This is a genomic window from Phyllobacterium sp. SB3, from assembly GCF_040009165.1.
Lineage (GTDB): Bacteria > Pseudomonadota > Alphaproteobacteria > Rhizobiales > Rhizobiaceae > Phyllobacterium.
In genome coordinates, this window is the sequence record NZ_JBDYKI010000003.1 from 270,275 (window position 1) to 293,486 (window position 23,212).

Consider the following 23,212-nt stretch of genomic DNA (forward strand, 5'->3'; position numbering starts at 1 on the left):
ATTTCACCTTGAAGGAACCGATGAAAGAGAATTCAAATCCCCGAGATAGATTGAGTCTTGCAGAGGCAGTGCGCGGTGCTCAGCTTGCCGCCGCCGATCGGAATGATTTCATCACAGATGCAAAGGAAGCCGATCTGGCACGCATTGAGGTGTTGGCTCAGGATTTGCAGGAAGTTTTTGAAGATGTGCCTGTTGACGATCCACAGTGGCAATTTGCAGTTTCCAAAGGACAACAGCCGCGACTATGGATTGACGTCACATCGCACGTCGCAATGGGTCGGGATCGGCGGACTTATCGTTTTGTACGGGACACAAGGCACGGCCGGATTCTGGTTGCTGAATCTACGGACATCAGGCCTATCGCGGATGCGGTGACCAACTATATCGCTGAACGCATTGTGGAGCGGCAGCAAATGATGGAAGGCAACCGGGTTGGTTTGATTGAAACAAAACCTTTCAAAGAACCCTTGCAGCCCGGGCTTTATATGCAACCATCTCCGCCAGTTGCAGCAATCAAACAAAAATCCAGACTCAGTTCGTTCATTACTGCCGTTTATTGGTTTTTTATCGGAGCAGCAGTCGGTACCGGAGTGTTGGTGGTAGCGTTTTGGGATCGCTTCTCGCAATATTTTTAAGTGCGGGCACAATCAGACTGATACTATCTGCCCGGCCACAATTCATCTTCGCGAATGGTCTGGATTGTAATCTGTGCGTCGATTACGCCGCGCTGCTTCATATGGCACGACCAGCCGGCATTGGTCTTTTCAATCGTAAACATATTATAGGCAGCAGGCGGCTTGTGACTGCCTGCGAAGCTTTGGCTTGCTGAAGGGACACATATGACAGGGACCGTCCAGTTTGGGCCGTTAATTTCATAGCGTGTAGCCAAGTGGGTATGGCCGTGCAGGACCAGCTCAGCGCCGTGCTGACGCACGATACGCTGGAAAAGACCAATGCCCAGCAAGCGCTTGTGAGACGGTGCTGCCCCGCGAACAGGCGGGTGATGGATCATGATGACGCGAAACAAACCACGTCGCCCCGTTTCAGTCAAAATCTCAGCCAGTTTCTTTGCCTGCTTTGACCTCAGGTCGCCGGTTGCCATGAATGGGGCGGTGGCACGAGCAGAAGAAACGCCTATTAGTGCAACATCCCCACGTACACGCAGGTAAGGAAATTCGACCGGCAGGTTTTCGGCTGCCTGTTTATCGCCGCGCATCCAGGCTTCCCAGTAGCGCCGCGTCTTTTTTAGTGCGCCCGGAACATAGGCATCATGGTTGCCAGGTACGACGGAAACATCTTCTGGCGGCCCCAATGTTTTGAGCCAACGCTGCGCTGTCTCAAGTTCCTCGTCCAGTGCGAGATTCACCAAATCGCCCGTTACAGCAATATGATCAGGATGTTGCGCCTTCAAGTCTGCTGTCAGCACATCCAACGTACCGCCAGTCATCATGCCTTTGCGATTGGAACGCCAGTTGATATAGCCGGTGATACGTTTTGAGACCAGCTCACGCAGGGTCAGCGCAGGCAATGGTGACAGGTGAATGTCGGAGATATGTGCAAGACGGAACATTAATTTAGCTTTATGAGAGTATGGATTTTAAATCCAGTGATAGAACCGTCGCATGGTCTGACAGTTCCATGGAAAACCGGACACATGACTGAAAAACGCTCCAAATGGCGGTACCGTCTCTTTCACACCTATTTCTTATTGCGTCGTCCAATGACATTGGGTGCGCGAGGGGTTGTTATCGATGAAGCCCAAGGAACCGTGTTCCTTATACGCCATACATATGTAGCGGGCTGGCAGTTTCCGGGTGGTGGCGTGGAAACCGGCCACACGGTTGAACAAACGCTCGCCAAAGAGCTTATGGAAGAGGGTAATATCGAGTTGACCGGGCGCCCCGAACTTTTTGCGATCTACCATAATGCGCACGCTTCAAAGCGAGATCACGTTGCGCTCTATGTCTGCAGATCATTTCGCCAGATTACACCATTTGTTGCCAATCGCGAGATTGCCGAGGCCGGCTTCTTCAAGCTCGATGCATTGCCTGAGGACATCACGCCCTCCACCCGACAGCGGCTCGCGGAAATTCTGAACGATCTGGAGCCGCCACTGCTCTGGTAGTTCCAGGCTGTCAAAAACGGTTGCGATCATGCGGTGCGCTATAATCAATATCAGGCCCCACAGGCACAATGCCCGTTGGATTGATGGTTTTGTGGCTTTCGTAATAATGGCCCTTTATGTGCCGCATGTTGACTGTCGGCGCGACACCCGCCACCTGATAGAGTTCACGTGTGTAATTTGAAAGATTGGGATAGTCGGCAATGCATTGCCGATTACATTTGAAATGTCCGACATAGACGGGATCGAAGCGAAGCAGGGTCGTGAACAGGCGCCAATCGGCCTCAGTCAGATAGTCTCCCGCCAAATAGCGCTGTTTCGATAATCTCTCCTCGATTTCATCCAGCGCGCTAAACAATTGGGTGAATGCTTCTTCATAAGCTTCTTGTGTCGTGGCGAAACCAGCACGATAAACCCCATTGTTGATATTCGGATAAACTATCGCGTTGATGGCATCGATCTCTTCGCGCAACTCGATTGGATAGAAATCAAGATTCTTATTTCCAAATTCATTGAATGCGGAATTGAGCATCCGGATGATTTCCGATGATTCATTGGAGACTATTGTATTGCGCAATTTGTCCCAAAGAACAGGTACCGTAACACGTCCGGAATAGTTTGAATCAGAACGCGTATAAACCTCGTGCAGGCGTTTGTAGCCGAACAGGTGATCAGCTGTTGCATCGTCCGACTCTGAAAATGTCCAGCCCTCTGCACCCATATAATAGTCGACTACGGAGACTGAAATCACATCCTGCAATTGCTTCAAGGCGCGAAAGATTAGCGTGCGATGAGCACAGGGACAGGCGTATGAAACATACAGGTGATAACGACCCGGTTCAGCTTTGAACCCTGCTTCACCAGTTGGGCCAGCACTGCCGTCCGGCGTTATCCAGTTGCGAAACTGAGATTCGGAGCGGATAAAACGACCGCCGCTATCCTTAGTATCGTACCACTGATTATGCCAAACGCCGTCAATCAACAGACCCATTTTGATTTTCCTTTGAGATCATCCGGTATCGATAAGGAATATGCGTATTCACTACGCTTACCTAGAGATTATTTATTCTACGGCCAGATGGCTTTGGGTAAACAGAGTGTCGCTTTCTGGACGCAGTGTGCATTTTGCGGTTTACGGCGCTGCCGTTTAATGTTAGCGAGAAAAAATGGAGACAATTGTGACAGGTATCTTGTTCATCCGACGATGAAACCTTGACCGGCGCTAATAGCGGCGGAAGTTCCTGTATTTGCCTTCTGGAAAAGAAGGTCTGTCCCACTCCCATATGAAGATAACCAGCATGCTGTCCCATGTCATGACCTACGCGCCGGAAGAACCGGTGCATGACGCTGCCATCGAAGATATTAACAAGGAAGCCTTTGGCCCCGGCCGCTTTACCCGCGCTGCGTATCGTATCCGGGAAGGTGGACCACATGATCGCAACCTTTCTTTTGTAGCCACGAACGGTGGCCATGTCGTGGGATCTGTGCGTCTCACTCCTGTTCGGATCGGCAATACCGACGCCATGCTGCTTGGTCCTCTTGCCGTACGTCCGGCTTGGAAAAAGCAGGGAATTGGCGCGGCTTTGATGCGCACAAGCATGGAAGCAGCGCGAGTTGCAGGCCACAAGCTGGTCATTCTTGTCGGCGACGAGCCGTATTATGCGCCATTCGGCTTTCGCAGGATCGAGGGCCATCAGATACTTATGCCTGCACCTGTCGAGCCATCACGTTTTCTGGCGTGCGAGCTTGTGCCTCATGCATTGAAGGACGTAGAGGGAAAGGTCAGGCATGCCTCTGTGATGTAAGGTTATTTGCCTTCGCGATACCACATGCCGCCAAGTACGAGAATCATTGCCGCAAGGCCAAGGAATCCCGAAAACAACGGCAGGCGGTCCACGCTTTTGAGGATTGTCTCGTTGGTGGGGCGAAGTCCGATCCAATTATCGCCACTGGCGCTGGCAGCGCCACGTGATGCAACAATGTTCGGAATTTCAATTGATGCCTGATCTGCATTTTCACGTATTCGGCGTGCACCACCGCCAGATTCCCGCGCCAGCGGATCGAGTTTAGCCGTCGTGGATACATTATCGGCAAACTCCGGAGCATCGACGGGGCCAACATGTGCGAGCGTCGTCAGATCGCCATTTGCCACCTGATAAAGACCAATTTCTTCCATAGGAACAGATGCCGTAAATACACCGGGCTCCGTTTCTGCCAAGGGAACTGATTGGGTTTTGCCTGATGGGGTTATAATGCTCGCAGGGTCAGCAGTCTTTGCCATGGTCTGCCGGCGTATTTCCAGATTACGTCCGGTGCCTTTGGCAGTAAGCGCTTCTTCCTCAAGTTCAGGCTCTTTCATAAGCCAATGGGCAATACGCCGGTAAAGTGCCGCATGAGGCCCTCCTCCCTCAAAGCCGCGCGCCCATAGCCAGCCCTGATCAGAAAGAAACATGCCGACACGTCCTTCGCCCAAGCGATTCAAAACGAGCAACGGTCGGTCGCCGGCATTCATGACGACTTCGCCTTCGGGCTGACTGACATCAATGACCCGGAACCAGCGGCTCCAATTTGGTGGTTCCTGTGTGCTGCCTTCAAGCCCTCTCGTCACCGGGTGACGCTTCCCTTGCTCACTGAGACGTGGATAGAAAGCTTTTTCTTCGATGTTTCCGGTCGGCACAGCCGGGAGCACCGAAAGCAGAGGGGTATTTGCAATCGACATGTTGCCGGCATATTCCGGTCCGGCGGCAATCAGCAGTGCACCACCGCGCTGAACATAATCGTTGATATAGTCATAATAGAGCAACGGCAGCACATCGCGGTGCTGGTATCGATCAAAGATAATCAGATCGAAATCCGCAATGCGCTCGACAAAAAGTTCGCGGGTCGGAAACGCTATCAGCGAGAGCTCATTGATCGGCGTGGAATCCTGTTTTTCCGGTGGACGCAAAATCGTAAAATGCACCAGATCAACAGATGCATCGGACTTGAGCAGATTGCGCCATGTACGCTCACCATTATGTGGCTCACCGGAAACGAGCAGAACACGAAGGTTCTCGCGAATGCCGTCAACCATCGCTACCGCGCGGTTGTTGACCTCGGTTAATTCCCCGGGGATGGTATCAACGATGATTTCGACAATATTGACGCCAGCGCGGGGTAACGTGACCTCCAGCGGCATGTCCTCGCCGATGATGGCGTCTTGAGTGCTGACCTCAGTGCCATTGACGCGTACACGTACATTTGCGCGACCGCCAGCGGGTTCACCTGCGCCAGTCACTTTGTAGGTCATTTGTTGTGGCTTGCCAGTGAGCCCAAAACGGGGGGCACGAACAAACTGGATGCGCCTGTCGATCTCGTTTGGCGTACCCGTGATCAGACCATGCACGGGGGCATTAAAACCAAGACCGGCCTTGTTGGCAGGAATATCGTGAATCTGGCCATCAGTGATCATGATTGCACCGCCGATGCGGGCAGGCGGGACATCGCGGAAGGCACCATTCAAGGCGCTGAAAAGCCGGGTTGATGTTGCATCGTCATTCTCGGTAGTGCGGCCGCTTTCAACCGTGCGCACTTCAAATTGAGGCAGCCGTGCCAGCGCGGCTTGGACTTGAGCGAGTGCAGAATCGGTGTCGGCGGATCGATTGCCTATATCCTGACTTTGGCTCCGGTCGGCAATTACAGCGACCACACTTTTAAGCGGCTCGCGTTCCTCATTGACGATGATCGGGTTGAACAAGGCAAGCGCAAAGGCGGCAACGGCCAGAACCCTGATCAGGCTGCCTCGTTGCCGAAAGAATACGCCTGCCAAGGTGAGGGCCAGCAACGGTACGATAAGCAGTGTGAGCAGGAGATTGGAAACGAGCGGTTGGAAATCGACAGAAAGGTACATGGCTTAGTTCCCCAACCGCAGGAGGAGATCGGGAACGTGCACCTGATCGGATTTATAATTACCAGTCAGCATATACATGACGATATTGATGCCTGTACGGAAGGCATGCACACGCTGGACGGGATCATTGGGCACCGTAGGCAACAAGGGACTGCCATCGGCGTTAATCGCCCAGGCACCGGCAAAATCATTTCCAGTGATAATGATGGGAGACACCCCGTCGCCAGCGCGAACCGGTCTGTCTGCGCGCGTTTCCTCGTTCAGAGATGCCTGAACCCAAAGTGGGCTACCATGATACCGACCGGGGAAGTCCTGCAAAATATAGAATGATTTCGTAAGTACATGATCGCTCGGTACAGGCTCCAATGGTGGTATGTTCAGTCCCGAGAGAATGTCCCGCAATCTCTGGGTCGAGGGTGTCGTTGAATTGTCGAAATTGAACGCAGCTGCATCCTGATCACGCGTGTCGAAGAGGACAGTGCCTCCCTGCTGCATATAAGCATCAATCTTTGCCACTGCCTCAGGAGACGGCATTTTGGCAGTTGCGTCCACAGGCCAGTAAATCAATGGATAAACGGCCAGTTCATCTCTGGCAGGATCAACACCTATTGGGTCTCCCGGCTCCAACGCAGTGCTGTCAGCAAGTGCTCTCGAAAGTCCGAGTAAACCCGCGTTGCTGATGTCGTCGACAGCCCCATCTCCGGTAATGACGTAGGCCAGATGCGTCACGTTGATGGCGTCGAGGATTGCTTGATCGCCGGGCTTGCTGTCATTCGTTTGAGCAAGCGCAGACGAAGCGACAAAGGCAATAAGCATAGGAAGCAACAAGATTCCCAGCGAAGCCACAGCTGCGGTACGCATGCGTCGCCGCAGATGTCCGCCGAGCCAGAGAATGGCGAGCGCATCCAGCGCTAGCAGCAGTGCGGCAAGAGCAAAAAACGGTCCCCGTAAAGGTATGGATTCGTCGACGGCATATTGCGCTGTTGTCACCGGAAAATTCAACTCTGGGCGCGGCAATGGATTTATCTCTCCATCGGCTTTGAAGAGGTTGAGTGCGGTCATTGCGTCTTCCACACCATAGAAACCGGGCGGATTTTCAAATGTTACTGATGGATTGGCAACAGCTGTGATAAGTGGCTTGGTGTCCTGATTTGGCGGCATCAGTGTGCCTTCGCCATTGAGCGTCAGATATGGCGGCAATGCCCGCGTACCACTCGCATCATTGTCCTGCGTAGTTGTTCCCGCATTTGCTGAAAGGGAGACAATTCTGTGCAACATATCGACAAAGCTGCCGCTGATCGGAAGATTGGACCATGTTGCTTCGGGCGTGACGTGAAACAGAACAAGCTGTCCGCGTTCGCGCGTTTCACCGGTCACGAGTGGCGTCCCGTCGGCCAGATTGGCCCAACTCTTTTCGAAGAGATCGGTGGATGGATCAGCCAGCACCTGCCGTGTTACCGTTACGTCCTGCGGTGTTGGCAGGCCAGCAAAAGGTCCATTTTCCGGGAAAGCTGCTACTGGCTGAGCCTCTTTCCAGGATAATGCGCCGCCGAGTGATCGTTCGCCTTTGCGCAGTGTGACCGGGAGCAGCGGGTCTTCTTCGCTCCCTCCGGCGAGGCGAGGGCCAGCGAAGCGGATCAGGGTGCCGCCTTTGTTTACCCAATCCGATAGGGTTTTCTCTGTTTCGGCTGGAAGTTTGCCGATATCCGCCATGATGACGACGGACGGCTTTTGTTCAAGTAATTCGGGCACGGCACGAACAAGTTCAGCGTTACGCGGGCGGAGTAAATCAGCAAACGGCTCAAGCGCTCGTGAGATATAATACAGCGGTGAAAGCAAGGGTTGTGACAGATCTGCTTCCGATCCGGAGAGCAGGGCAACCCGGCGGCGCTTATTGTTATCGTCGATCAGATAAGTTGCACCGGCCTGTGCAGTACCATCGATACGCAGGCTGTGAAAGTCATTCCGAAGTTCATATGGCGCTGTAATGACCGCTTCTGCGGCAGTCTCGCCAGCATTGAATACGAGTCCCGTATCAGCAATCCGGCGGCCTTTTTCATCGAACGCTCCGACGGTCACGGCATTCTGACTACGATCGACGCTGGAGCGGATGGCACGAACGGTAAGACCATTCGCATTGTTTGTCGCCTGTCTTATTGCAACGAGTGAACCTATCGATGGTTGGTACCAGAGCATTGATGCAATGCCGGAATCCTCAAGTGATTTGATTGCTTCTGAAGCCCGTAGTCCATCCACGCCGTCATTCAAATACGCCAGACGTGTGCCTTTTGTATCCACCAATGCCGCCTTCAGACGGGCAAAAGCCTGCGCGCGATCAACCGGGATTGGTCGCACGGTCAAGGCGCGGAGCCGCTCCAAAGCAGTGTTCGCGTCGAAGGGGCCAATTTCAGTGTTGGTTTTTTCAGCAGTCCCGACAACGTAAATCAGAGCGCCTGCACTTTCAGTGTCGGCGATCAGCCGTTCGGCTGTTTCCTTGCGGGCATTCCATTCCTCATTGGATGCCCAGCCATTGTCGAGCACGATGGCAACAGGGTCCTTTCCGGACATGGTCTCAGCGCGAGGGTTCCAGACAGGTTCCGAGAGTGCGAGAATAACGAAAGCAGCAAGCAAGAGCCGCAGAAGTGTGATCCACCAAGGACTTTTGTTTGGCGTTTCTTCCTTCTGCTTTAGTTGTGCGAGGATTTTCAGGGGGGGGAATATTTCTTGGATCGGGCGCGGCGGTGTTACCCGCAAAAGCCACCAGATAACCGGCAAAACAAGCAGGCCGGCCAGAAGCAACGGCGCACCAAAAGCCAAGGGAAGTGCATTCATGATGCGCCTCCCTGATAGCCCACATTGGCTGTCATGTTCATGTGTACGGATACGAGTGCTTCTGACGCCAGACGATCCGTACGGTTTGCCGTATAGCTCCAGCCAATGCGCTTGCAGAAATCACTTAATGCAGCACGCCGGGCAAAGAACAGCCGCCGATAACCTTCCGCATAGTCTTCTGCCCTGCCAAATGTCAGTGAAGAGCCGGTTTCAGGATCAACAAACTCTGTTCTTCGACGATAGGGAAAATCTTCTTCCGCAGGATCGTAAACTTCGATCAGATGTGCGCGCGCACCGGAATGAGCAAGCTTCTCCAGAGTTGCAATCGTTTCTTCGACGGGGTCAAGAAAATCGCTGACGAGAACGACTTCAGAGAACCGTTTGACTCGGCTGAGATCGGGCTTCGCACTCAAATTGCTTGCATGGGCGAGAGATGTTGCCAGCCGTTCGGCCCCATTTCGCGCAGAACTTGGATCGGTAACGCCCGGAAAGCCGATTCGCTCACCGCTGCGAGACAACAGCTCCGCCAAAGCCAGTATCATTACAAGTGCGCGCGATTCTTTGGATACCTGTGCCTGTTCGGATTTGAACAGCATCGAAGGTGATGGATCAGCCCACAGCCAGACGGTGTGCGCAGCTTCCCATTCCTGATCTCGAATATAGGTACGGTCGTCGCGTGCAGAGCGCCGCCAGTCAATACGCGATATGGCCTCGCCTTCTGCGTAAGGCCGGAATTGCCAGAAGCTTTCGCCAACGCCACTCTTGCGACGGCCGTGCCATCCGGTGTTCACGGTATTGAGAATACGGCGCGCTTCGACGAGAAGGTCGGGCAAAAGTGCGGCGCGTTGACGGGCGCGTGCAAGCGCATCTCCCGTGCCAGTCTTTTGGACTTGCGCGCCGACTGCTGCCATCAGATGGCAGCCTTGGTCAGATTTCCGATTACGTCGCGGACGTTCATTCCGTCTGCACGGGCGGCAAAGGTCAGTGCCATACGATGTTGCAGGACCGGTTCAGCCAAGGCTTTTACGTCGTCCACTGATGGGGCAAGGCGGCCATCGTAAAGTGCGCGTGCACGGGCGCATAACATCAGAGCCTGACTGGCACGAGGCCCCGGTCCCCATGAGATGAATTTCTTCGCCATCTCATTATCCGCGCCAGGGCGTGCAGCACGAACGAGGTTGAGTATTGCATCCACCACACCTTCCGGTACGGGCATACGGCGAATAAGATTTTGCATTGCGCGGAGGCGCTCGGCATCAATGATCTTCTCTGCAACGGCTTCCGTCGTGCCTGTGGTGGCGAGAAGAATCTGCCGCTCGGCTTCCAATTCAGGATAAAGAATATCAATCTGCATGAGGAACCGGTCGAGCTGGGCTTCCGGGAGAGGATAGGTTCCCTCTTGTTCCAGTGGGTTCTGTGTTGCCAGAACGTGGAAAGGCTGCGGTAGGTCATAGCGCTCGCCAGCAATGGTTACGTGGTATTCCTGCATGGCTTGCAGCAATGCAGACTGCGTGCGCGGCGATGCGCGATTGATTTCATCTGCCATCAGCAATTGTGCGAAGACCGGTCCTTTGACGTAACGGAACGTCCGCTTGCCGTGCTCATCCTGTTCCATGATTTCCGAACCCAGAATGTCGGAAGGCATAAGGTCCGGTGTGAACTGAATGCGGCGTTCATCAAGTCCAAGAACGGTTCCCAAGGTTTCGACGAGCTTTGTCTTGGCGAGGCCGGGCACGCCTACAAGAAGTGCATGGCCGCCAGCCAGAAGAGCAACAAGCGTTCGCTCAATGACGCTTTCCTGACCGAATATGACCTTGCCAATACCAGTTTTGATGCTGGAGATATCGGCCAGCGCCTTTTCGGCCTCTGCGACCATCACTTTCGGATCTACCGATACCTCAGGTTTAATCACGCTCATGGGTCACCTCTTAACTGGTATCTGCTCAGACTCTTTCTTAAATGAATCTAAATCACTATGACATGCTGACAAGCGGCTCAACGGTGACTATTTCGTGACGTATACAGAAAAAAGGTCTGGCCATGGCAGAATCAACAAGCATTCCGGGAGACGCTGCAGGGCTTGAGGCCCTGATCTCGCGTGCTACCGTTGCAGGAAAGGGATTGCCGCCTGTCGAGAAATGGCATCCGGATTTTTGTGGCGATCTGGATATGGAAATAAGGGCCGATGGAACCTGGTTCTACATGGGTACGCCCATTGGCCGGCATGCGTTGGTTCGGCTATTTTCGACGGTCTTGCGCAAAGACGAGGATGGCAAGACTTATCTTGTTACTCCTGTTGAGAAGGTGGGTATTCGGGTTGAGGACGCGCACTTCCTTGCGGTGGAACTTAACGTTTCGGGTGAGGGTGATGCTCAAACCATGACGTTCCGCACTAATGTCGGAGACATTGTTGAGGCTGGCCACGATAATCCACTGCGCTTTATTGTTGATAAGGCAAATGGCGGCCTGAAGCCTTATTTGCTTGTGCGTGGGCGCCTTGAAGCCCTCTTGGCGAGGCCTGTCATGTATGAACTGGTCAACCACGGTGAGGAAATCGAAATCGATGGCCAGACCATGTTTGCGGTGCGGTCCAAGGGAACAGTCTTTCCAATCATGCCAGCGGGCGAACTTGAAAAGCAGAGCCTATGAGTGAACACGCTTTGGATGAAGGCTTTTCGGCACGCGCATTTGCACAGCGAATAGTGCTCAAGAGCAGACGGGATGATGATGTCGATCACGGCGACCATGTGCTTAATCCCGACCTTGACGCAATGATCGCTGCCAATCCGTTGCGAGATGCAGCAGTCCTCGTGCCGATTGTTGATCGCGGAGATGAGGCGAGTGTTATTTTGACGTTGCGGAACGCCAACATGCGCAAACACTCAGGTCAGGTCGCTTTTCCCGGCGGTGCAATCGATCCGGAAGACAACTATGAGCCAGAAATAGCAGCGTTGCGTGAGGCCCATGAGGAAATCGGGCTGGAGCGTAGTAAAGTCGAACTGATTGGCCGCCTTCCGCGCTATCTGACAGCCACCGGCTACTCCATCACGCCGGTAATTGGTCTGGTTTATCCGCCCTTCGATCTAACTCCAAATGCTGATGAGGTCGCGGACGTTTTCGAGGTACCTTTGTCATTCCTGATGAACCCTGCCAACCACCGTCGCGAAAGCCGGGTTTGGCAAGGCAAGGAACGCTTTTATTATACAATGCCTTTTGGTGACCGCTTTATATGGGGCGCTACCGCAGGTATTATTCGAACACTTTATGAAAGGCTCTACACTTGAGCAATACGACTTCCATTGCAGGCAAAGCAGATTGGCTCGACGAGCCATCGCTGCAATCGCTACTGGCCCTATTGTCATCCGGCGGCGAGGAGGCCCGCATTGTCGGCGGTGCCGTGCGCAATACACTCCTCGGTCAAGCAGTAACCGATATTGATATCGCGACGACTTGTTTGCCGCAAATAACATTGGAACGTGCGGAAAGCGCGGGCCTTAAAGCAATTCCAACCGGGATTGATCATGGAACAATAACTATCGTGAGCAACGGCAGGCCTTTTGAGGTCACAAGTCTGCGTGCTGACGTGAGTACCAATGGACGGCATGCTGAAGTCGCCTTCGGTCGCGATTGGCTGGTGGATGCACAACGCCGCGACTTCAGTATCAATGCGCTTTATGCCGACGCTGACGGTACGGTGATGGATCTGGTTGGCGGTGTTGCGGATATTGAAAGCCAGACTTTGCGCTTTATCGGAGATCCTGAGCAACGCATCCGCGAGGACTATCTCCGAATATTACGGTTTTTCCGATTCTTTGCGTGGTACGGCAAAGGTCGCCCCGAAAGTGACGGGCTAAAGGCTTGTGCACGTCTCAAGGACGGCTTGGCGCAGTTGTCGGCAGAGCGGATATGGTCAGAAGTTAAAAAACTTCTTTCCGCCCCTGACCCATCACGGGCTCTGTTGTGGATGCGGCAGGCCGGTGTCCTGACCGCAATCCTGCCGGAAAGCGAAAAGTGGGGCATCGATAGCATTCACGGCCTTGTCACTACCGAGCAGGATTTGCGCTGGGATACTGATCCCTTACTTCGTCTTGCCAGTATTATACCACCTGATGCAGTGCGTGTAGCGGCGATGGCAGGAAGGCTGAAACTGTCTAATGGTGAGCGTGAGCGGCTTGAATATTGGGCAAATGCGTCCCTCCCTTCTGCAGAAATATCTGAAACCGGCTTTGCCAAGAAGCTTTATCGCAGCAATGTCAAAGGCATTGAGGACCGACTGCGTCTGGCAGTGGTTAGCGCCCGTACACAAGCCCTGAACGACAACAAAGCCATGATGCGCGCAGGCCATCTATCCAAATTACTGACTTATGTTGCCGGTTATAAGCGACCGAAATTTCCACTCTCCGGTGGCGACATCTTGTCAAACAGCGGACTGGAAGGTCCAGCGATCGGCCAGATTCAACGGCAACTCGAAGAAGAATGGGTGAACTCCGGCTTCGCGCTAGGCCGCGATGCATTACTTGCGCGAATACCGGAGATTGCAAGTACGGTATAAAATCGTATCAGGCGGCTTTGCCTTTTTCAGGCTGAATATTGGCCCTGATGGTTTCCAGCATGGACTCCCGGATAGCCGTCTCGCCATGTGTTTCGCGAAGGTGCTCGGTCGCCCGACGTATAATTTCAGCCTCGGTGTCGTGACGTGTATGCCACTGGCAACCAGGAACAATGCAATGAAGTTCTTTCATGGCTTCTCTCCCTATTGCGAGTGCGCGTGCGCACTCGTTTCACAACAATGGAGATTATAACGCATCAGAGGCTGAATTGATCCCTGAAATTCCGGCTTATGGCCATTTTACGGTTGGCGGCATTGATGAAAGAATGGAATCAACGTTGCCACCTGTCTTCAAGCCAAAGATCGTTCCGCGATCATAAAGCAGATTGAATTCTACATAGCGGCCGCGCCGGACCAGCTGTTCCTGACGGTCGGCATCTGTCCAGTCCTGATTGAAATTTTGCCTTACGAGGTGGGGATAAACCACTGAAAATGCGCGCCCGACATCACGTGTAAAACTGAAGTCCGCATCCCAGCCGCCATTTTCTTCGGATGAATGCAGCCAGTCGTAGAAAATACCGCCTGTGCCGCGAGGCTCGTTGCGATGAGGCAAGTAAAAATATTCGTCGCACCAAGCTTTGAATTTTTCATGGTCAGCGACAGCAGAATGTTTGTCGCAAACAAACTTCATCGCTTTGTGAAAAGTTGCGGTATCAGAGTCGTCCGCCTGTCGCTTGCGTTCCAGAACTGGCGTCAAATCAGCGCCGCCACCGAACCATTGCCGCGTCGTTACGACCATTCTTGTATTCATGTGTACTGCGGGGACAAGCGGGCTTTGCGGATGGGCAATCAATGAAATGCCCGACGCCCAAAACCGAGGGTCCTCGTCAGCACCCGGTATCTGTTTGCGAAATTCCTGACTGAATTCGCCATGAACGGTCGAAATATGAACGCCGACCTTTTCAAAAACGCGGCCGTGCATCACCGACATGGTTCCACCACCGCCATCGCCGTCACGCTGCCAGGGGGTCTGTTTGAAGCGGCCGGGGGCGCGATCAGAGAGGGGGCCATCCAGTTCGTCTTCCAAAAGCTCAAGGCCCGCGCAGATCTTGTCGCGCAGTTCGGTAAACCACGCAGTTGCCGCAGTTTTCTTTTCTTCGAGCGCTTCGGGAAGGATGGCGGGTATGTCGGGACGGTCCATGAGATAAGAATCCTTGTTTGCCCGGACAATAGCACAACAGATTACAGCCAAAAGACACAGCCGTTTACCCAATTCGCAAATGCACAAAAAATGACTCGTTTTCCCGCCGCTCTGCACATAATCTATGAGGTGTAGGGCTCAGTGAAGGATACGAGTATGGTTTCCAGAGCACCCAGATCGCAGTTTCCCAAGCCGCCTCTCGACGGCCTGCGCAAAAGACTGAAGCAAAGCCGCGAAGATGGGGGACAGCAGCGCGGCGCTTTTGTACGCGAAAGTTTCAAATTGCCACGACTTGCTGCTCGCGAAAAAGCGAAGGAGTGGTTTGCCCAATATCCCAAAGCTGCTTATTGGACCGAGATAGAAAGCTGGTACGAACGCCCCGGTGACATTATCGAGTTCACGATGCGGCGTTTGCCTAATGCCGATTAAAATCGCATTTTTGAGGTAAACAACAATAAAATTGATAGATTCTTCAATAAAATGATCGATTTACAGTCAAAATTGACGTCGTTTTGAAATTATTTTGAGTTTTTGAGCTATTTCTCACTAATTCCAATGAATCGTGGCTGACAGTCTATTTTAAAGCCAGTAGAACTTTTTCCCAGCACCGGAGAATCTTCCGGGACGCACAAAAAAATTGGAGGATACCATGCGTTTATCGTTGATCTCTGGAGTGGCGGCGGCCGCTGTCATGGCAATGACATCATTTGCCCAAGCTGACATCGTTGTCGGCATTATCGCGCCAGTTACAGGCCCAGTGGCTGCGTACGGCTTGCAGGTCAAGAACGGTGTTGAAAGTGCAGCGGAAGCAATCAATGCTGCTGGCGGCATCAAAGGTGAAAAGATCGTCACCAAGGTATTTGACGATGCCGGCGAACCGAAGCAGGGCGTTTCCGTTGCCAATCAGGTTGTGGGCGAAGGCATCAAGTTTGTCGTTGGTCCGGTAACATCCGGCGTGGCAATGCCGGTATCGGACGTATTGGCTGAGAATGGCATCGTCATGGTGACACCAACTGCGACAACGCCAGAACTGACAACCCGTGGTCTTGAGACTGTTTTCCGGACATGCGGACGTGATGATCAGCAGGCTGATGTTGCCGGGAAGTACATTCTCGACAATTTCAAGGACAAGCGCATTGCCATTATCTATGACAAGACACCTTACGGCACAGGTATCGGCAATGGTCTAAAGTCGGTTCTGAACAAGGGCGGCGTCACCGAAGTTGTCTTTGAAGGCATCAATGCAGGTGAGAAAGACTACAGCGCTCTGATCACCCGTATTAAGTCCGAGAAAGCCGATGTCATCTACTTTGGCGGTTATCATGCCGAAGGCGGTCTGATTGCCCGTCAGCTTTCTGATCAGGGTATCAAGGCACAGTTGATCGGCCCGGATGGTCTGTCGAACACGGAATATTGGGCCATTGGCGGTGAAGCTGCTGCCGGTACACTATTCACGAACAGTGCTGACCCGACAAAAAATCCTGCTGCTGCGAAGATTGTTGAAGCGCTCACAGCCAAGAATATTCCGGCTGAAGCCTTCACTCTTAATGCCTATGCTGCCTTGCAGGTTATTGCAGCAGGTATCGAAAAGGCCGGTTCGTCAGAGCCAACAGAAGTTGCTGCGAAGATCAAGTCCGGTGAAGGATTGCCGACGGTTGTTGGTGATCTCGCCTATTCGGCAACAGGCGACCTGACAACACCAGCTTTCGTTTTCTACAAGTGGGAAGATGGCAAGCCAGTTCAGCTTGATTAATCGCTAAACTTCAGGAAGCCGTCAGCCGTTTGGCTGGCGGCTTTTTATCCAACTTGCAATTGTCGCAGTGCTTCGCCTGTTGCGATGGCTGCGGACAGGGCAAGGTTCAGTGAACGAGCGCCCGGAACCATAGGAATTATCAATCGTGCGTCTGCAGCTTGGTGCACATCTTCGGGTACGCCTGCGGACTCGCGTCCAAGCATAAGAATGTCGCCGTCCTCAAAAGAAAATTGCGTATAGGGCGTAGCGGCCTTTGTTGAAAATAGAAGCAACCGGCGGCTCTGGCTGATCCGCCATTCCTGAAATGCCTGCCAATCTGCGTGACGCGTCAATGCGGCTTGTTCCAGATAATCCATGCCCGCGCGTTTCAGCGAGCGGTCGGAAATGTCGAATCCAGCAGGCTCGATCACATCGACGCCAATGCCAAAACAAGCTGCCATGCGCAATATGGTGCCGGTATTCCCGGGGATATCCGGTTGGTAAAGCGCGATCCGCAAGTTTGGTATCTCATTGGTCAAAGACGGCGTGCTCCATTGGCAACAGTTGGCTAACTGAAGTGCCATTCAGGAAGAATGGCCCCTCGCTTTTGGCTTTCATAATCGCTATAGGGGTTGCACCGCAACGTTAGAGCAGAATTTGGAGGTGTCGATGACTGAATTTTTCCGACTTCTTCCAAACCGGATGGCTTTCCCCAAGGAAGCTGTGGCCGGTCCCGCAAGCGGTTCTGTGTCAGTTCTTACGATCTAGGTTCTTCAAGACACAGTCCGCATTCGTCCTAATGGTTGGCGTTTGCATGTTTTTTTCACTCGATCACGCTCCAACCGGGTCCGGTAATTCTGCGCTGGGCATCATTTCTTGCCGATCCCCAAAGAGGTCTGACAATGTTTCGCTGGTTTGAAGAGAAGCTTGAGCCATTTCCTCCGGCCGAGCCAAGTGAGCCACCAAAGACGCTGGTAGCATTCTGCCTGCATTACACACGTGGTGTATGGCCGTGGCTGGCTGTCATGGCGGTTTGTACATCGCTGATAGCTGTCCTCGAAGTGTCCATGTATGCATTCCTGGGCAATATCGTTGATTGGCTGTCCAACCACTCGCGTGAAACTTTCATTGCCGATGAAGGCTGGAAACTCGCATTGCTTGCAGGTGTAGTCCTGATAGCGATGCCAGGCATCGTGCTTCTCGATTCGCTGGTCATCCATCAGACTTTGCTGAGCAATTATCCCATGCGGATACGCTGGATGGTGCACCGCTACGTTGTCCGCCAGTCTATGGCATTCTTCCAGGACGAGTTTGCCGGTCGTATTTCAACCAAACTGATGCAGACATCGCTGGCCGTACGCGAAGCAGTGATGAAGCTGCTTGACGTGCTGAATTATGTGATCGTCTATTTTACCGGTACCTTGATTATCGCCGCTGCTGCCGATCTGCGCCTGATGGTGCCATTTCTGCTCTGGCTCGCTGCCTATATTGGCCTCATGTGGTATTTCATTCCGAAGTTGCAGGTCGCATCCAAGGCGCAGGCGGATTCCCGGTCATCTATGACGGGGCGCATTGTTGATAGCTATACGAACATCGCCACGGTCAAACTTTTCTCCCATTCCAAACGTGAGGAAAGTTATGCCCGCGAAGGGATGGAAGAATTTCTTTCCACTGCCTATCGGCAAATGCGGATGGTTACCGGCTTCCATGTCACGCTTTATGCGATGAACTGCCTTTTGCTGTTCTCGGTGAGTTCAATTGCAATCTGGCTCTGGCTCGACTCTGCGGTATCTGTGGGTGCGGTGGCTGTCGGAATTGGCCTCGTGCTTCGTCTCAACGGCATGTCGCAATGGATCATGTGGGAAATGTCGGCACTGTTCGAGAATATCGGCACGGTGGAAGATGGGATAACATCGATTTCATTGCCTCGGCTGGTCATGGATGTCCCTGCAGCGCCTGATCTGGATGTTAGTGCCGGTGCAATCACCTTTGATAAGATCGGCTTCCATTATGGCAAGGGAGCAGGCGTCATTGACCGCCTTTCGCTCGATATCAAGCCGGGTGAAAAAATCGGGTTGGTTGGACGTTCAGGAGCGGGCAAATCCACGTTGGTCAATCTGCTGCTGCGATTTTATGATCTCGAAAGCGGGAAGATTACGATTGATGGGCAGGATATTTCGAGGGTCCGGCAGGATTCACTACGCGAACACATAGGAATGATCACACAGGACACGTCTCTGCTGCATCGCTCGATCCGGGACAATGTGCTTTATGGGCGACCTGATGCCTCTGAAGAACTGATGCGGCAGGCCGTAAAAAATGCGCAGGCAGATGCATTCATCGAATCGGCTTCGGACCCGAAAGGACGCCGCGGGTTCGACGCCCATGTGGGTGAGCGCGGTGTCAAACTGTCAGGCGGACAGCGACAGCGTGTAGCCATTGCCCGGGTGATGCTCAAGGACGCTCCGATCCTGATTATGGACGAAGCTACGTCGGCGCTTGATTCCGAGGTTGAAGCGGCAATTCAGGATAATCTTTATCGCCTGATGCAAGGCAAGACCGTTATCGCCATTGCTCACCGGCTTTCGACAATCGCAGCTCTCGACCGGCTTGTCGTTATGGATAAGGGACAGATTGTGGAAAGCGGTAGTCACGATGAACTCATTGCGGCTGGTGGTATCTATGCTGATCTCTGGGCCCGCCAATCCGGCGGATTTCTTGGGTTGGATGACTGACATACGAAAGCATGAACCAAGTTTAATTTGACGGCTGGCGGGACTCAACGGAAAGTATCCCGTCAGTCGTCAATCCGGTGCGGCGGCTTTGGTTCAACAAACCACAAGGATTCTCCAAATTGATGTGGTTTGCATGAAGCACCTGTTTGCTCTTTTCGAAAGCTGGGTAAATCCTTACGCAAAGGCCCCGGCAAACCGGGTTCCGAACCGCACATTGGCATTCATGTGGTTCTATGTCCGCCAGCAAAAATATGTATTCCTGGCGATGCTTGTCTGTGGAGGGCTCATCGCGTTTTTCGAAGCAGGGCTCTTCTGGTTCGTCGGTGAAATTATCGACATTCTCTCATCTACAGATCGCGCCGAAGGCTGGCGAGGACTGATTGACCGGCATGGGTTGGCGCTGCTTTTAATGCTTCTGGCCATATTCGTCGGGCGAACGCTTGTGCTTTCGCTGGCGGCACTCGTGGAAGAGCAGGCGATTGTTCCGGGCTTCAATAATCTGGTTCGATGGCAAGCGCATAGCGTCGTTTATCGGCAAAGCCTGTCATTTTTCCAGAACGATTTTTCCGGGCGGATCGTTACGAAAGTCTGGGCGACTGGTCAGGCTTTGGGTGATTTCATGGTGACGCTGTTGCAGGCTGTATGGTTCAGTCTGGTTTACTGCGCCACGACCCTGTTTCTCATAGGTAGACTTGATTGGCGTCTGGCATCTGTCGTGATCGTCTGGCTGGGAGTATTCGGCTTGACAGCGCGTTACTTTCTTCCGCGCGTCCGTCGTGCTGCGCGCGAAACGGCAGAGAGCAGCTCAGTTGCCATGGGACAGCTTGTCGATGGTTACAGCAATATCCAAACGTTGAAATTATTCGGCACGGCGAGCAGGGATGATGCCTATATCCGTCAGGGCATGGATCGCTGGTTACATGCCATAACGACGCTGACACGTGGCTTGAGTGGTATCCGTATTTCATTGGCATCCACCAGCGGTGTCATGATTTGTACAGTGGCCTATGTTTCGATTGACCTTTGGCTTGCTGGCGAAATCTCATCCGGTGAAGTGGCTTTCACCCTTGGCCTCGTGCTGCGCCTGAGTATGTTGTTGACCCGGATGATGGCAAATCTAAACGGCCTGCTTCGCAATTACGGCACTATTCAAAATTCCATGGAAATGCTCGCCAAACCTATCACGGTGCTGGACAGGCCCGACGCCAAAGAGCTTGTAGTGCCGCAAGGTGCGATCAGCTTTGAGAACGTGCGATTTCACTATGACAGTCCGAGAACTGTTATTGATGACCTGTCTCTATCAATTAGGCCCGGTGAAAAGGTTGGATTGGTAGGACGATCCGGTGCAGGCAAGTCGACGCTCGTTAATCTGCTGCTACGGTTCTATGATCTTGAGAGTGGCCGCATTCTTGTTGATGACCAAGACATATCAACTGTGGCGCAGGATTCGCTGCGTAGCAATATCGGTATGGTCACGCAGGATACTTCGTTGTTGCATCGCTCGGTGCGGGATAACATTCTTTACGGCAGGCCCGATGCCTCTGACGAACTGCTGCAAAGCGCTATCAGACGGGCACAGGCAGACGTTTTCATTGAAAGCTTAAGCGATCCGAAAGGCAGGAAAGGTCTTGAGGCGCATGTAGGTGAACGCGGTGTCAAGCTATCCGGCGGACAGCGTCAGCGGATAGCCATCGCAAGAGTTATGTTGAAGGACGCGCCCATTCTTGTATTGGACGAGGCAACCTCTGCTCTGGATTCGGAGGTGGAAGCAGCTATTCAGGATAATCTCTACCAATTGATGCATGGCAAAACTGTTATCGCCATTGCTCACAGGCTCTCGACTATTGCTGCATTGGACCGCCTCGTGGTGATGGACGAGGGGCGCATTGTAGAAAGTGGGACACATAACGAACTCATCACAAGGAACGGCATTTATGCCAACCTTTGGGCACGCCAGTCTGGTGGATTTATAGGGCAGGAGTAAAACTGGTTTTCTGCCCCGAATTGACCAAGGGCGAGCAGACGTGGCGGTTCCTTCATTCGTGTGAAAATACAACCCCTCGGGTGTTGAGGTTGTCCCTGCGACATCCTGCCCTTGTGGCGCTGTCAGGCTGGACAAGGCCCTGCGACATGCTTAGAAACCACCCGATATGTTGGGGATTCCGCGTGGCTCATTCAAGTGGGCCAATCTGCTATTGTTGATAGAGCGGGGACTTCAGCTGCGTTGTTATTCGGAAAGGACCAGGCCCCGTGAGCGCACACGATACGACCGAGCCGACACGGCGTGACTTCCTCTATATTGCGACAGGTATGGCCGGTGCGGTCGGTGTTGGAGCCTTTGCTTGGCCCTTTATCGATCAGATGCGCCCGGATGCATCCACGCTGGCAGTCTCGTCCATTGAAGTTGATGTTTCGGCCCTGACACCGGGCATGTCGCTGACAGTAAAGTGGCGCGGCAAGCCGATTTTCATCCGCAACCGGACGCCGAAAGAAGTTGAGGAAGCCAAGGCTGTTGAGCTAAGCGACCTCAAGGACCCAATCGCGCGCAATGCGAATCTTCCTAGCGATGCACAGGCAACCGATGCTGATCGTACTGCTGTCAAGGAAAAGGAAAACTGGCTGGTGATGGTGGGGGTTTGCACTCATCTCGGCTGTATTCCGCTTGGTCAGCAAGGGGATTTCGGTGGCTGGTTCTGCCCATGCCACGGTTCGCACTACGACACGGCCGGACGCATTCGCAAGGGTCCCGCTCCGGAGAACCTGCCAGTTCCGCCACTTTCATTCATTTCCGACACCGTTATTAAAATCGGCTAAGGTTTAGGGGGAGACACGACATGAGCGGTGGACATTCATCCTATACGCCCAATACCGGTATCGAAAAATGGTTTGACGCGCGACTTCCGTTGCCGCGCCTGCTTTACGATAGTTTCGTAGCCTATCCGGTCCCGCGTAATCTTAATTATGCTTATGCCTTCGGTGGCATTCTGGCGATCATGCTGGTTTCGCAGATCATCACCGGCGTTGTGCTGGCTATGCATTATGCCGCTGATACAGGCATTGCTTTCAATTCTGTCGAAAAGATCATGCGCGACGTCAATTCCGGTTGGCTCCTGCGTTATCTGCATTCCAATGGCGCGTCGATGTTCTTCCTCGCGGTGTTCGTTCATATTTTCCGCGGACTTTATTACGGGTCTTACAAGGCTCCGCGTGAGCTTTTGTGGATACTCGGTGTAATCATCCTGCTTTTGATGATGGCGACGGCTTTCATGGGCTACGTTCTGCCTTGGGGGCAGATGTCCTTCTGGGGCGCAACCGTTATCACAGGTTTCTTTACAGCCTTTCCGGTTATCGGTACTCCGATCCAGGAGCTTCTGCTCGGTGGCTTTGCGGTCGATAATCCTACGCTGAACCGTTTCTTCTCCCTGCACTACCTGTTGCCGTTCATGATTGCTGGTGTAGTGGTTCTGCACGTCTGGGCACTGCATGTGACTGGCCAAACCAACCCGACGGGTATCGAGGTCAAGTCGAAAACCGATACGGTTGCCTTCACGCCTTACGCGACGGTGAAGGATGCTTTTGGTATGTGCATCTTCTTCATTCTCTTCGCTTATTTCGTCTTCTACATGCCGAATTATCTCGGCCATCCGGACAACTATATTCCGGCAGATTCCTTGAAGACACCTGCGCACATCGTTCCCGAATGGTACTTCCTGCCATTCTACGCTATGCTGCGTGCCATCACCTTCAACATCGGGCCGATCGATTCAAAGCTTGGCGGCGTGTTGACGATGTTCGGTTCGATTGCGATCCTGTTCCTGGTTCCATGGCTCGATACATCGAAGGTTCGCTCGGCTGTTTACCGTCCTTGGTACAAGCTTTTCTTCTGGCTGTTTGTCATAGACGCGATCGTTCTCGGCTGGCTCGGCTCTCGTCCTGCCGAGGGCTGGTACACGATCTTCTCGCAGATCGGAACGGCTTACTATTTCGGTTTCTTCATCATCATCATGCCTTTGCTTGGTTTGATTGAGACGCCACGCCGCTTACCGAATTCGATTACGGAAGCCGTGCTTGCCAAAACCAAGAGTGGTGGAACGCCGGCTGGTGTAACTGCTGCTCCTGAGACAAAGGGCTGAGAATCGTGAAGGAATCGAC

21 protein-coding genes are annotated in these 23,212 nt (G+C 53.1%); 12 read left to right on the forward strand and 9 right to left on the reverse strand.

What is annotated here, in order from left to right; translation table 11 throughout:
• Positions 1–20: 20 nt before the first annotated feature.
• Positions 21–635 (forward strand): hypothetical protein, encoded by a 615-nt coding sequence (locus tag ABKW30_RS12485; protein WP_348599252.1) that lies wholly within the window; start codon positions 21–23, stop codon positions 633–635.
• A gap of 23 nt (positions 636–658) precedes the next feature.
• Here the strand turns inward: ABKW30_RS12485 and ABKW30_RS12490 are convergent, their stop codons facing one another.
• On the reverse strand, positions 659–1,570 hold the full coding sequence (locus ABKW30_RS12490) for a metallophosphoesterase (RefSeq protein WP_348599253.1): 912 nt from the start codon (positions 1,568–1,570) through the stop codon (positions 659–661).
• 84 nt (positions 1,571–1,654) lie between these two features.
• Here ABKW30_RS12490 and ABKW30_RS12495 point away from each other — a divergent pair, with 84 nt between their 5' ends.
• The gene (locus ABKW30_RS12495; RefSeq protein ID WP_348599254.1) at positions 1,655–2,125 is read left to right on the forward strand and encodes an NUDIX domain-containing protein; all 471 of its coding nucleotides are present in this window, start codon (positions 1,655–1,657) and stop codon (positions 2,123–2,125) included.
• A gap of 10 nt (positions 2,126–2,135) precedes the next feature.
• Here the strand turns inward: ABKW30_RS12495 and ABKW30_RS12500 are convergent, their stop codons facing one another.
• Positions 2,136–3,113 carry a glutathione S-transferase family protein gene (locus ABKW30_RS12500; protein ID WP_348599255.1) on the reverse strand — a complete coding sequence of 326 codons (978 nt, stop codon included), beginning with the start codon at positions 3,111–3,113 and terminating at the stop codon, positions 2,136–2,138.
• 307 nt (positions 3,114–3,420) lie between these two features.
• On the opposite strand from ABKW30_RS12500, the gene ABKW30_RS12505 reads away from it, so the two are divergent.
• A complete protein-coding gene (locus ABKW30_RS12505; protein ID WP_348599256.1) occupies positions 3,421–3,927 on the forward strand; it encodes an N-acetyltransferase in 507 nt (168 codons plus the stop codon).
• A gap of 2 nt (positions 3,928–3,929) precedes the next feature.
• On the opposite strand, the gene ABKW30_RS12510 is transcribed toward ABKW30_RS12505, so the two are convergent.
• From ABKW30_RS12510 to ABKW30_RS12525, 4 genes are read right to left on the reverse strand one after another with little or no spacing between them, the layout of a single operon-like run.
• On the reverse strand, positions 3,930–6,011 hold the full coding sequence (locus ABKW30_RS12510; protein ID WP_348599257.1) for a hypothetical protein: 2,082 nt from the start codon (positions 6,009–6,011) through the stop codon (positions 3,930–3,932).
• 3 nt (positions 6,012–6,014) lie between these two features.
• Positions 6,015–8,843: a DUF4159 domain-containing protein gene (locus ABKW30_RS12515; protein ID WP_348599258.1), complete on the reverse strand. Its 2,829-nt coding sequence runs from the start codon at positions 8,841–8,843 to the stop codon at positions 6,015–6,017.
• On the reverse strand, positions 8,840–9,754 hold the full coding sequence (locus ABKW30_RS12520; RefSeq protein WP_348599259.1) for a DUF58 domain-containing protein: 915 nt from the start codon (positions 9,752–9,754) through the stop codon (positions 8,840–8,842). Before ABKW30_RS12520 ends, ABKW30_RS12515 begins: the two co-directional genes overlap by 4 nt.
• A complete protein-coding gene (locus ABKW30_RS12525) occupies positions 9,754–10,761 on the reverse strand; it encodes a MoxR family ATPase (RefSeq protein WP_348599260.1) in 1,008 nt (335 codons plus the stop codon). The genes ABKW30_RS12520 and ABKW30_RS12525 overlap by 1 nt, the downstream gene beginning before the upstream one ends.
• A 122-nt stretch (positions 10,762–10,883) precedes the next feature.
• Here ABKW30_RS12525 and ABKW30_RS12530 point away from each other — a divergent pair, with 122 nt between their 5' ends.
• Genes ABKW30_RS12530 through ABKW30_RS12540 form a run of 3 tightly spaced genes read left to right on the forward strand, consistent with a single transcriptional unit; the run spans position 10,884 to position 13,395 of the window.
• A complete protein-coding gene (locus ABKW30_RS12530) occupies positions 10,884–11,492 on the forward strand; it encodes a DUF1285 domain-containing protein (protein WP_348599261.1) in 609 nt (202 codons plus the stop codon).
• Positions 11,489–12,127: a CoA pyrophosphatase gene (locus ABKW30_RS12535; RefSeq protein ID WP_348599263.1), complete on the forward strand. Its 639-nt coding sequence runs from the start codon at positions 11,489–11,491 to the stop codon at positions 12,125–12,127. Before ABKW30_RS12530 ends, ABKW30_RS12535 begins: the two co-directional genes overlap by 4 nt.
• Positions 12,124–13,395, forward strand: coding sequence for a CCA tRNA nucleotidyltransferase (locus tag ABKW30_RS12540; RefSeq protein WP_348599264.1), 1,272 nt, complete (start codon positions 12,124–12,126; stop codon positions 13,393–13,395). The genes ABKW30_RS12535 and ABKW30_RS12540 overlap by 4 nt, the downstream gene beginning before the upstream one ends.
• A gap of 7 nt (positions 13,396–13,402) precedes the next feature.
• Here ABKW30_RS12540 and ABKW30_RS12545 read toward each other — a convergent pair whose 3' ends face one another.
• Together ABKW30_RS12545 and hemF are read right to left on the reverse strand one after the other, a co-directional pair.
• Entirely contained in the window at positions 13,403–13,585 is a 183-nt protein-coding gene (locus tag ABKW30_RS12545; protein WP_348599265.1) for a DUF1059 domain-containing protein, read from the reverse strand.
• A gap of 96 nt (positions 13,586–13,681) precedes the next feature.
• Positions 13,682–14,593 (reverse strand): oxygen-dependent coproporphyrinogen oxidase, encoded by a 912-nt coding sequence (gene hemF, locus ABKW30_RS12550; RefSeq protein WP_348599266.1) that lies wholly within the window; start codon positions 14,591–14,593, stop codon positions 13,682–13,684.
• Positions 14,594–14,749: 156 nt separating this feature from the next.
• Between hemF and ABKW30_RS12555 the strand changes: the two genes are divergently transcribed.
• Positions 14,750–15,022: a hypothetical protein gene (locus ABKW30_RS12555; RefSeq protein ID WP_348599267.1), complete on the forward strand. Its 273-nt coding sequence runs from the start codon at positions 14,750–14,752 to the stop codon at positions 15,020–15,022.
• Between the two features lie 220 nt (positions 15,023–15,242).
• On the forward strand, positions 15,243–16,346 hold the full coding sequence (locus ABKW30_RS12560) for an ABC transporter substrate-binding protein (RefSeq protein WP_348599268.1): 1,104 nt from the start codon (positions 15,243–15,245) through the stop codon (positions 16,344–16,346).
• Between the two features lie 44 nt (positions 16,347–16,390).
• Here the strand turns inward: ABKW30_RS12560 and ABKW30_RS12565 are convergent, their stop codons facing one another.
• Complete coding sequence (locus ABKW30_RS12565; RefSeq protein ID WP_348599269.1) at positions 16,391–16,864, reverse strand: tRNA (cytidine(34)-2'-O)-methyltransferase; 474 nt, start codon at positions 16,862–16,864, stop codon at positions 16,391–16,393.
• 363 nt (positions 16,865–17,227) lie between these two features.
• Between ABKW30_RS12565 and ABKW30_RS12570 the strand changes: the two genes are divergently transcribed.
• The 4 genes from ABKW30_RS12570 (at position 17,228) to ABKW30_RS12585 (ending at position 23,193) form a co-directional block, all read left to right on the forward strand.
• The gene (locus ABKW30_RS12570; protein WP_348599270.1) at positions 17,228–19,060 is read left to right on the forward strand and encodes an ABC transporter ATP-binding protein; all 1,833 of its coding nucleotides are present in this window, start codon (positions 17,228–17,230) and stop codon (positions 19,058–19,060) included.
• Positions 19,061–19,193: 133 nt separating this feature from the next.
• Positions 19,194–21,044 (forward strand): ABC transporter ATP-binding protein, encoded by a 1,851-nt coding sequence (locus ABKW30_RS12575; protein ID WP_348599271.1) that lies wholly within the window; start codon positions 19,194–19,196, stop codon positions 21,042–21,044.
• A 266-nt stretch (positions 21,045–21,310) separates the two neighbouring features.
• Positions 21,311–21,874: a ubiquinol-cytochrome c reductase iron-sulfur subunit gene (gene petA, locus ABKW30_RS12580; RefSeq protein WP_348599272.1), complete on the forward strand. Its 564-nt coding sequence runs from the start codon at positions 21,311–21,313 to the stop codon at positions 21,872–21,874.
• Positions 21,875–21,894: 20 nt separating this feature from the next.
• Positions 21,895–23,193, forward strand: coding sequence for a cytochrome b N-terminal domain-containing protein (locus ABKW30_RS12585; RefSeq protein WP_348599273.1), 1,299 nt, complete (start codon positions 21,895–21,897; stop codon positions 23,191–23,193).
• The last annotated feature ends 19 nt before the right edge of the window (positions 23,194–23,212 follow it).

Bases quoted from the DNA above. Each gene is read 5' to 3' on its own strand.
- ABKW30_RS12485 (WP_348599252.1), top strand. From the start codon at position 21: ATGAAAGAGAATTCAAATCCCCGAGATAGATTGAGTCTTGCAGAGGCA.
- ABKW30_RS12490 (WP_348599253.1), bottom strand. From the start codon at position 1,570: ATGTTCCGTCTTGCACATATCTCCGACATTCACCTGTCACCATTGCCT.
- ABKW30_RS12495 (WP_348599254.1), top strand. From the start codon at position 1,655: ATGACTGAAAAACGCTCCAAATGGCGGTACCGTCTCTTTCACACCTAT.
- ABKW30_RS12500 (WP_348599255.1), bottom strand. From the start codon at position 3,113: ATGGGTCTGTTGATTGACGGCGTTTGGCATAATCAGTGGTACGATACT.
- ABKW30_RS12505 (WP_348599256.1), top strand. From the start codon at position 3,421: ATGCTGTCCCATGTCATGACCTACGCGCCGGAAGAACCGGTGCATGAC.
- ABKW30_RS12510 (WP_348599257.1), bottom strand. From the start codon at position 6,011: ATGTACCTTTCTGTCGATTTCCAACCGCTCGTTTCCAATCTCCTGCTC.
- ABKW30_RS12515 (WP_348599258.1), bottom strand. From the start codon at position 8,843: ATGAATGCACTTCCCTTGGCTTTTGGTGCGCCGTTGCTTCTGGCCGGC.
- ABKW30_RS12520 (WP_348599259.1), bottom strand. From the start codon at position 9,754: ATGGCAGCAGTCGGCGCGCAAGTCCAAAAGACTGGCACGGGAGATGCG.
- ABKW30_RS12525 (WP_348599260.1), bottom strand. From the start codon at position 10,761: ATGAGCGTGATTAAACCTGAGGTATCGGTAGATCCGAAAGTGATGGTC.
- ABKW30_RS12530 (WP_348599261.1), top strand. From the start codon at position 10,884: ATGGCAGAATCAACAAGCATTCCGGGAGACGCTGCAGGGCTTGAGGCC.
- ABKW30_RS12535 (WP_348599263.1), top strand. From the start codon at position 11,489: ATGAGTGAACACGCTTTGGATGAAGGCTTTTCGGCACGCGCATTTGCA.
- ABKW30_RS12545 (WP_348599265.1), bottom strand. From the start codon at position 13,585: ATGAAAGAACTTCATTGCATTGTTCCTGGTTGCCAGTGGCATACACGT.
- hemF (WP_348599266.1), bottom strand. From the start codon at position 14,593: ATGGACCGTCCCGACATACCCGCCATCCTTCCCGAAGCGCTCGAAGAA.
- ABKW30_RS12555 (WP_348599267.1), top strand. From the start codon at position 14,750: ATGGTTTCCAGAGCACCCAGATCGCAGTTTCCCAAGCCGCCTCTCGAC.
- ABKW30_RS12560 (WP_348599268.1), top strand. From the start codon at position 15,243: ATGCGTTTATCGTTGATCTCTGGAGTGGCGGCGGCCGCTGTCATGGCA.
- ABKW30_RS12570 (WP_348599270.1), top strand. From the start codon at position 17,228: ATGTTTCGCTGGTTTGAAGAGAAGCTTGAGCCATTTCCTCCGGCCGAG.
- ABKW30_RS12575 (WP_348599271.1), top strand. From the start codon at position 19,194: ATGAAGCACCTGTTTGCTCTTTTCGAAAGCTGGGTAAATCCTTACGCA.
- ABKW30_RS12585 (WP_348599273.1), top strand. From the start codon at position 21,895: ATGAGCGGTGGACATTCATCCTATACGCCCAATACCGGTATCGAAAAA.